Annotated in this window: 8 protein-coding genes; 6 read left to right on the top strand and 2 right to left on the bottom strand. The window is 62.6% G+C overall.

Features of this window, described 5'->3' with window-relative positions:
- From FJ426_RS11070 to FJ426_RS11045, 6 genes are all read left to right on the top strand, one after another.
- The coding region (locus FJ426_RS11070) for a 2-oxo acid dehydrogenase subunit E2 (RefSeq protein WP_181176937.1) at positions 1-435 on the top strand (435 nt) is incomplete at its 5' end.
- A 123-nt stretch (positions 436-558) separates the two neighbouring features.
- The gene (locus FJ426_RS11065; protein WP_140515426.1) at positions 559-1194 is read left to right on the top strand and encodes an SGNH/GDSL hydrolase family protein; all 636 of its coding nucleotides are present in this window, start codon (positions 559-561) and stop codon (positions 1192-1194) included.
- 15 nt (positions 1195-1209) lie between these two features.
- Positions 1210-2655 carry a dihydrolipoyl dehydrogenase gene (lpdA, locus tag FJ426_RS11060; protein ID WP_140561163.1) on the top strand — a complete coding sequence of 482 codons (1446 nt, stop codon included), beginning with the start codon at positions 1210-1212 and terminating at the stop codon, positions 2653-2655.
- Between the two features lie 99 nt (positions 2656-2754).
- Entirely contained in the window at positions 2755-3012 is a 258-nt protein-coding gene (locus FJ426_RS11055; RefSeq protein ID WP_140498561.1) for a GlsB/YeaQ/YmgE family stress response membrane protein, read from the top strand.
- 135 nt (positions 3013-3147) lie between these two features.
- The gene (gene lipA, locus FJ426_RS11050) at positions 3148-4113 is read left to right on the top strand and encodes a lipoyl synthase (protein ID WP_140515424.1); all 966 of its coding nucleotides are present in this window, start codon (positions 3148-3150) and stop codon (positions 4111-4113) included.
- A 114-nt stretch (positions 4114-4227) separates the two neighbouring features.
- Positions 4228-4683 (top strand): type II toxin-antitoxin system RatA family toxin, encoded by a 456-nt coding sequence (locus FJ426_RS11045; protein WP_140561165.1) that lies wholly within the window; start codon positions 4228-4230, stop codon positions 4681-4683.
- Here FJ426_RS11045 and FJ426_RS11040 read toward each other — a convergent pair.
- On the bottom strand, positions 4662-5168 hold the full coding sequence (locus FJ426_RS11040; RefSeq protein ID WP_140561167.1) for a CinA family protein: 507 nt from the start codon (positions 5166-5168) through the stop codon (positions 4662-4664). The two genes, FJ426_RS11045 and FJ426_RS11040, sit on opposite strands and share 22 nt — an antisense overlap.
- Complete coding sequence (locus FJ426_RS11035; RefSeq protein WP_140561169.1) at positions 5165-6394, bottom strand: bifunctional 2-C-methyl-D-erythritol 4-phosphate cytidylyltransferase/2-C-methyl-D-erythritol 2,4-cyclodiphosphate synthase; 1230 nt, start codon at positions 6392-6394, stop codon at positions 5165-5167. The genes FJ426_RS11040 and FJ426_RS11035 overlap by 4 nt, the downstream gene beginning before the upstream one ends.
- Positions 6395-6443: the final 49 nt, after the last annotated feature.

Here is a 6443-nt window from a genome sequence, read left to right as displayed (position 1 = left end):
GCCATGGTCAAGCACAGGCATGCCGATGTCGGCGTTGCCGTCTCGATCCCCGGCGGCCTGATCACGCCGATCATTCGCAAGGCGGATGAAAAGACGCTGTCGGTGATCTCCAACGAGATGAAGGACCTGGCCAGCCGCGCGCGCAGTCGCAAGCTGAAGCCGGAAGAGTATCAAGGCGGCACCACGGCGGTGTCGAACCTTGGCATGTTCGGCATCAAGGATTTCGCCGCCGTCATCAACCCGCCGCATGCGACGATCCTGGCGGTGGGCGCCGGCGAGGAGCGGGCGGTGGTCAAGAACGGAGAGATCAGAATCGCCACCGTGATGTCGGTAACGCTGTCGACCGACCATCGCGCCGTCGACGGAGCGCTCGGTGCCGAACTGCTGGTCGCCTTCAAGAAGCTGATCGAGAACCCGATGGGCATGCTGGTGTAGGAAGAACAAGGCGGTGCGGAAATTCTTCACCGGCCTCTTCGCCGGCGGCTTGGAGGCGCAGGAATTCGCCGTCGTCACCAACGCCGAGGAAGAATACTCCCTCGCAAGGGCGGGTTGAGCAAGATGAAGACGGTTCTTTGCTACGGCGACTCGCTGACCTGGGGCTACAATGCCGAGGGTGGCCGTCATGCGCTCGAGGATCGCTGGCCAAGCGTGCTGCAGACCGGACTAGGTGACGGCGTGCATGTCATTGCCGAGGGGCTGAATGGCCGCACAACGGCGTTCGACGATCACCTGGCAGGCGCCGACCGCAATGGCGCAAGAACGCTGCCGACGGTGCTGACCACGCATGCGCCGATCGACGTCATCGTCATCATGCTCGGCGCCAACGACATGAAGCCCTGGATCCACGGCAATCCCGTTGCGGCCAAACAAGGCATCCAGCGCCTGATCGACATCGTGCGCGGCCACGACTATCCGTTCGACTGGCCGCCGCCGCAGATCCTCATTGTCTCGCCGCCTCTCGTCAGTCGCACCGAAGATGCCGAGTTCAAGGCGATGTTTGCCGGCGGCGACGATGCCTCCAAAGAGCTTGCGCCGCAATATTCCGCGCTTGCCGATGAGGCTGGCTGCGGCTTCTTCGATGCCGGCACTGTGGCCAAGACCACGCCGCTCGACGGCGTCCATCTCGATGCCGAAAATACGCGAAACATCGGCGAGGCGTTGACGCCGCTCGTGCGCGTCATGCTGGAATTGTGATTGAAGGAGAAAACCGTGGCTGAGAACTACGACGTCATCATCATCGGCTCCGGTCCCGGCGGCTATGTCACGGCAGTGCGTTCCGCGCAGCTCGGTTTCAAGACGGCGATCGTCGAGCGCGAGCATCTCGGCGGCATCTGCCTGAACTGGGGCTGCATTCCGACCAAGGCGTTGCTGCGTTCGGCTGAGATCATGCACTATTCGGATCATCTGAAGGACTATGGACTGAAGCTCGACGGCAAGGTCAGCGTCGACACGTCGGCCGTCGTCGACCGCTCGCGCAAGGTTTCGCTGCGGCTCAATGGCGGCGTCGCCTTCCTGATGAAGAAGAACAAGGTCGACGTCATCTGGGGCGAGGCCAAGCTGACAAAACCGGGCGAGATCGTCGTCTCCAAGACGGCCAAGAAGCCGATGGAGCCGCAGCCGCCGGTGCCGAAAGGCGTCAAGGGCGAGGGCACCTACACCGCCAAGCACATCATACTGGCGACCGGCGCCCGGCCGCGGGCGCTGCCGGGCATCGAGCCGGACGGCAAGCTGATCTGGACCTATTTCGAGGCCATGGTGCCCAAGGAAATGCCGAAGTCGCTGCTGGTGATGGGTTCGGGCGCCATCGGCATCGAATTCGCCTCGTTCTACCGCACCATGGGCGCAGACGTGACCGTCGTCGAACTGCTGCCGGCCGTGATGCCGGTCGAGGACGCCGAGGTGTCGAAATTCGCCCAGAAGCAGTTCGAGAAGCAGGGCATGAAGATCATCCTCCAAGCCAAGGTAACCAAGGTCGAGAAAGGCGCCAACTCGATCACCGCGCATGTCGAGATGAAGGACGGCAAGGTGGAGAAGATCACGGCCGACCGCATGATCTCGGCCGTCGGTGTGCAAGGCAACATCGAGGGCCTCGGCCTGGAGACCCTTGGCGTAACAACGGAGCGCGGCTGCGTCGTCGTCGACGGCTACGGCAAGACCAATGTGTCCGGCATCTACGCCATCGGCGATGTCGCCGGCCCGCCGATGCTCGCCCACAAGGCCGAGCATGAAGGCGTCGTCTGCGTCGAGAAGATCGCCAATTTCCCCGGCGTGCACGCCACCGACAAGCTGAAGATCCCTGGCTGCACCTATTGCAATCCGCAGGTCGCTTCGGTCGGCCTGACGGAAGCGAAAGCCAAGGCCGAGGGCAAGGATGTCAGGGTCGGCCGCTTCCAGTTCGCCGCCAATGGCAAGGCCATCGCGCTCGGCGAGGACCAGGGCTTCATCAAGACCATCTTCGACAAGAACACCGGCCAACTGCTTGGCGCCCACATGGTGGGCGCCGAAGTGACCGAACTGATCCAGGGTTTTGTCGTTGCGATGAACCTCGAGACGACCGAGGAAGAACTGATGCACACGATCTTCCCGCACCCGACGCTGTCGGAGATGATGAAGGAAAGCGTGCTCGACGCCTATGGCCGTGCGTTGAACGCATGATAGATTGGCCGCACGAGACTCAGACGCGAAAGCCGCAGGAGCTCGACGGCAAGTTAGTTCGTTTCCGGATGCGTTTTTTCTCAAGCAAGGAGAGGGCATATGGACGTGAATGGCGTGGGCTGGATCGCAGCCATCATCATCGGCGGCCTGGCGGGCTGGTTTGCCGAAATGGTCATGAAGAGCAATACCGGCGTCTTGATGAACATCATCTTAGGTATTGCCGGCGCAGTGGTGCTGAACGCGATCCTGCGAGCCTTGAACATCGGCGTATTTGGCGTCGGCTGGACCGCCTACCTGATCACCGGTTTCATCGGCGCCTGCCTGCTGATCTGGGCCGGGCGTCTGGTGCGCCGTTAGTCGGTATCGTTTCCGCCATGCGAAAACGGTTGTGGCGGCATGTACCGCCGCAGCCTTTTTCTTTGTGCTGAAAAGTCCTAGATGACGTGTAAGTGACGATCGCCGGCGGCGATCGCAAAGAAAACCAGGGTTCCGATGGTCACCGTCCTCGACACGATCGCCAATGCGCCGCGGCTGCGGCATCCGGAGAAGGCGCACAAGCCCGACCAGGACGTGCTGCGCAAGCCTGACTGGATCCGCGTCAAGGCGCCTGTGTCGAAAGGCTATGCCGAAACCCGCGAGATCGTGAAATCGCACAAGCTGGTGACGGTCTGCGAGGAGGCCGGCTGCCCGAACATCGGCGAGTGCTGGGACAAGAAGCACGCCACCTTCATGATCATGGGCGAGATCTGCACACGTGCCTGCGCCTTCTGCAACGTTGCCACCGGCATCCCGACCGCGCTCGACCCGGACGAGCCGGCACGGGTCGCCCACGCGGTCAAGCAGATGGGCCTCAGCCACGTCGTCATCACCTCTGTCGATCGCGACGATCTCGCCGATGGCGGCGCGCAGCATTTCGCCGAGGTCATCCGTGCGATCCGGGCGGCGACGCCTTCAACCACGATCGAGATCCTGACGCCCGACTTCCTGCGCAAGGACGGCGCACTGGAGGTCGTGGTTGCGGCAAAGCCCGATGTCTTCAACCACAATCTCGAAACGGTGCCGTCGAACTACCTGACGGTCCGGCCAGGCGCCCGCTATTTCCATTCGATCAGGCTTTTGCAGCGGGTCAAGGAGCTCGACCCTTCGATCTTTACCAAGTCCGGCATCATGGTTGGACTGGGCGAGGAGCGGAACGAAATCCTGCAGCTTATGGACGATCTGCGTTCGGCCAATGTCGACTTCATGACCATAGGCCAGTATCTGCAGCCATCGAAAAAGCACCACCCGGTGATCCGCTTCGTCACCCCGGAGGAGTTCAAGTCCTTCGAGACGATCGGCCGGACCAAGGGCTTCCTGCTGGTGGCGTCGAGCCCGCTGACCCGCTCCTCGCACCACGCCGGCGACGATTTCGCCAAGCTGCGCGCCGCGCGCCAAGCGCAGCTCGAGAAATCGCTCTGATGCATGTCGCCCAAAGTGACTTCGGGTTTGGGGAGAACGGCATGCACGAAAACAAAGACTCTAAGGTGCGTCGCATGAGTCTGTGTCGACGCGACGCGCTTTAGAGCCGGGTTCATGCCGAAATTCGAAGCCACCCGCCGCGTTTCCCACACGCCGGAACAGATGTTCGCCCTGGTCGCCGACATCGAAGCTTATCCGCAATTCCTGCCGCTTTGCGAGGCACTGACGGTGCGCTCGCGCAAGGAGCGTGACGGGCGCACGATCCTCGTCGCCGATATGAGCATCGGCTACAAGGCGATCCGCGAGACCTTCACGACGCAGGTGCTGCTGAAGCCCGACGAGCGTGCGATCAACGTCAAATACATCGACGGTCCGTTCAAATATCTGACCAATGTCTGGCGATTCGACCCTGCCGACGGCGGCTGCGCGGTCTGCTTCTTCATCGACTACGAGTTCAAGAGCCGCATTCTGGGCGCCCTGATGGGCACGATGTTCGACCGTGCCTTCCGTATGTTTTCCGAGGCCTTCGAGAAGCGTGCTGATGTCATCTACGGTGCAAAACCGGCGTGAGCATGCCCAAGCGCGTGCAATCCCAGCTTGAGTGCATGGCTGACGGTCTCCTGGCGAATGAAATCACGGCCTTCATCGGCGAACAGCACGCGCTCGGCCGTCACCGGCCGGCCGCTTAGGCCAATCCCGAACCAGACCAGGCCGACTGGCTTTTCCGGCGAGCCACCGCCCGGTCCGGCAACGCCGGTAACGGCGAGGCTGAGCCCGGCACGGGAGCGCGCCAGCGCGCCGGTTGCCATTTCGATCGCTGTCTCGCGTGAAACCGCGCCATGAGCCTCCAGCGTGGCGGCGGAAACCCCGAGCATGTCCATCTTGGCTTCATTGGAATAGGTGATGAAGCCGCGATCGACCACGGCGGAAGAGCCGGCGATATCGGTCAGCGCGGCGATGATCATGCCGCCGGTGCAGCTTTCCGCCGTCGCAAGCATGATGCCGCGCTTCTGGCAGGCTTGCAGCAATGCATTTGCCAGTTCGCTGTTGCTCATTCCGGCACCTCGCCGGGAAACACCACGCTCGCCGTGGCGATCGCCGCAATGCCTTCCTCGCGGCCGACGAAACCGAGCTTCTCGTTGGTTGTCGCCTTGATGGAGATGCGGTCGGCAGAGATGGCCAGCATCTGCGACAGGGCAGCCGTCATCGCCTCGCGATGTGGGCCGACGCGTGGTGCCTCGCAGATCAGCGTGATGTCGGCATTGGCGATGCGGCCGCCGCGCGCGCGCACCAGCTTTGCCGCATGTTCTACGAATATCCGGGAGGCAGTACCCTTCCACTGCGGGTCGGAGGGTGGGAAATGCGTGCCGATGTCGCCGGCGCCGCAGGTCGCCAGCAGCGCATCGGTAAGGGCATGGAGCCCGACATCGGCATCGGAATGGCCGGACAGTTTCTTGTCATGCGGAATGGCGATGCCGCATAGCGTGACGTGGTCGCCGGGCTCGAACGCGTGGACGTCGTAGCCATTGCCGGTTCTAATATCGGGAAAGCGCATGCGCTCGCTGGAAAGTCGTTGGTCGGCCATGGCGATGTCCCGTGCCCAGGTGAGTTTGACGTTGTCCGGTGAGCCGGGAACGAGTTTGACCGGCATCTGCATCCACTCGGCGATCGCGGCGTCGTCGGTAAAGTCGGTTTTGCCGCTGTTATAGGCTTCCTCATGCATGGCCATAATCGCCAGGAATGGGAAACCCTGCGGCGTTTGCGCCGCGTGAAGCCCGCTCCGGGAAACCGTTTCGGCGACCATCCCGGCGGCGGATTCGCGTTTCAGCGTATCGGCGACGGGCAGCGCCGGGAGCGCGCCCTCGCGCTCGCCGATGGCTGCGATCGTGCGGTCGATCAGGTCCGCGTCGACGAAGGGGCGCGCCGCGTCGTGGATGAGAACCTTGTCCGGTGCGTGGCTTCTCAACGCCTGCAGTCCGAGTCGAACCGAGTCTTGCCTGGTGGGGCCACCCGCAATTGCCGTGACGCGATTGGAGTGTGCGCCGACGGCATGTCGAAAAAGTTCGTGATCCTCGGCGTGTATTGCCACGACGAGCGGGCCGATACGCGGATGCGCCAGGAAAATATCGATGACGTGGGCGATGACGGCGCGACCGCCGATCTGCTGATATTGCTTCGGGCCATCGGCCTGTCCGGCACGCGCGCCGCGGCCGGCCGCAACAATAACCACCGCGACCTTGCCGTTCGCCTCCAAAGCCCGGTTTTCGTTTCCGTCAGTCATGCCGATTGGCTTAGCGCACGATCCCCAAAAGTGTAATCGGTTTTCGGAG

The organism is Mesorhizobium sp. B2-6-4 (assembly GCF_006441495.1).
GTDB lineage: Bacteria > Pseudomonadota > Alphaproteobacteria > Rhizobiales > Rhizobiaceae > Mesorhizobium.
The sequence above is the reverse complement of the archived record's forward strand: the minus strand, read 5'-3'. Positions and strand labels throughout refer to the sequence as shown.

Coding starts and splice junctions, on each gene's coding strand:
- FJ426_RS11065 (WP_140515426.1), top strand. CDS start 559: ATGAAGACGGTTCTTTGCTACGGCGACTCGCTGACCTGGGGCTACAAT.
- FJ426_RS11055 (WP_140498561.1), top strand. CDS start 2,755: ATGGACGTGAATGGCGTGGGCTGGATCGCAGCCATCATCATCGGCGGC.
- lipA (WP_140515424.1), top strand. CDS start 3,148: ATGGTCACCGTCCTCGACACGATCGCCAATGCGCCGCGGCTGCGGCAT.
- FJ426_RS11045 (WP_140561165.1), top strand. CDS start 4,228: ATGCCGAAATTCGAAGCCACCCGCCGCGTTTCCCACACGCCGGAACAG.
- FJ426_RS11040 (WP_140561167.1), bottom strand. CDS start 5,168: ATGAGCAACAGCGAACTGGCAAATGCATTGCTGCAAGCCTGCCAGAAG.
- FJ426_RS11035 (WP_140561169.1), bottom strand. CDS start 6,394: ATGACTGACGGAAACGAAAACCGGGCTTTGGAGGCGAACGGCAAGGTC.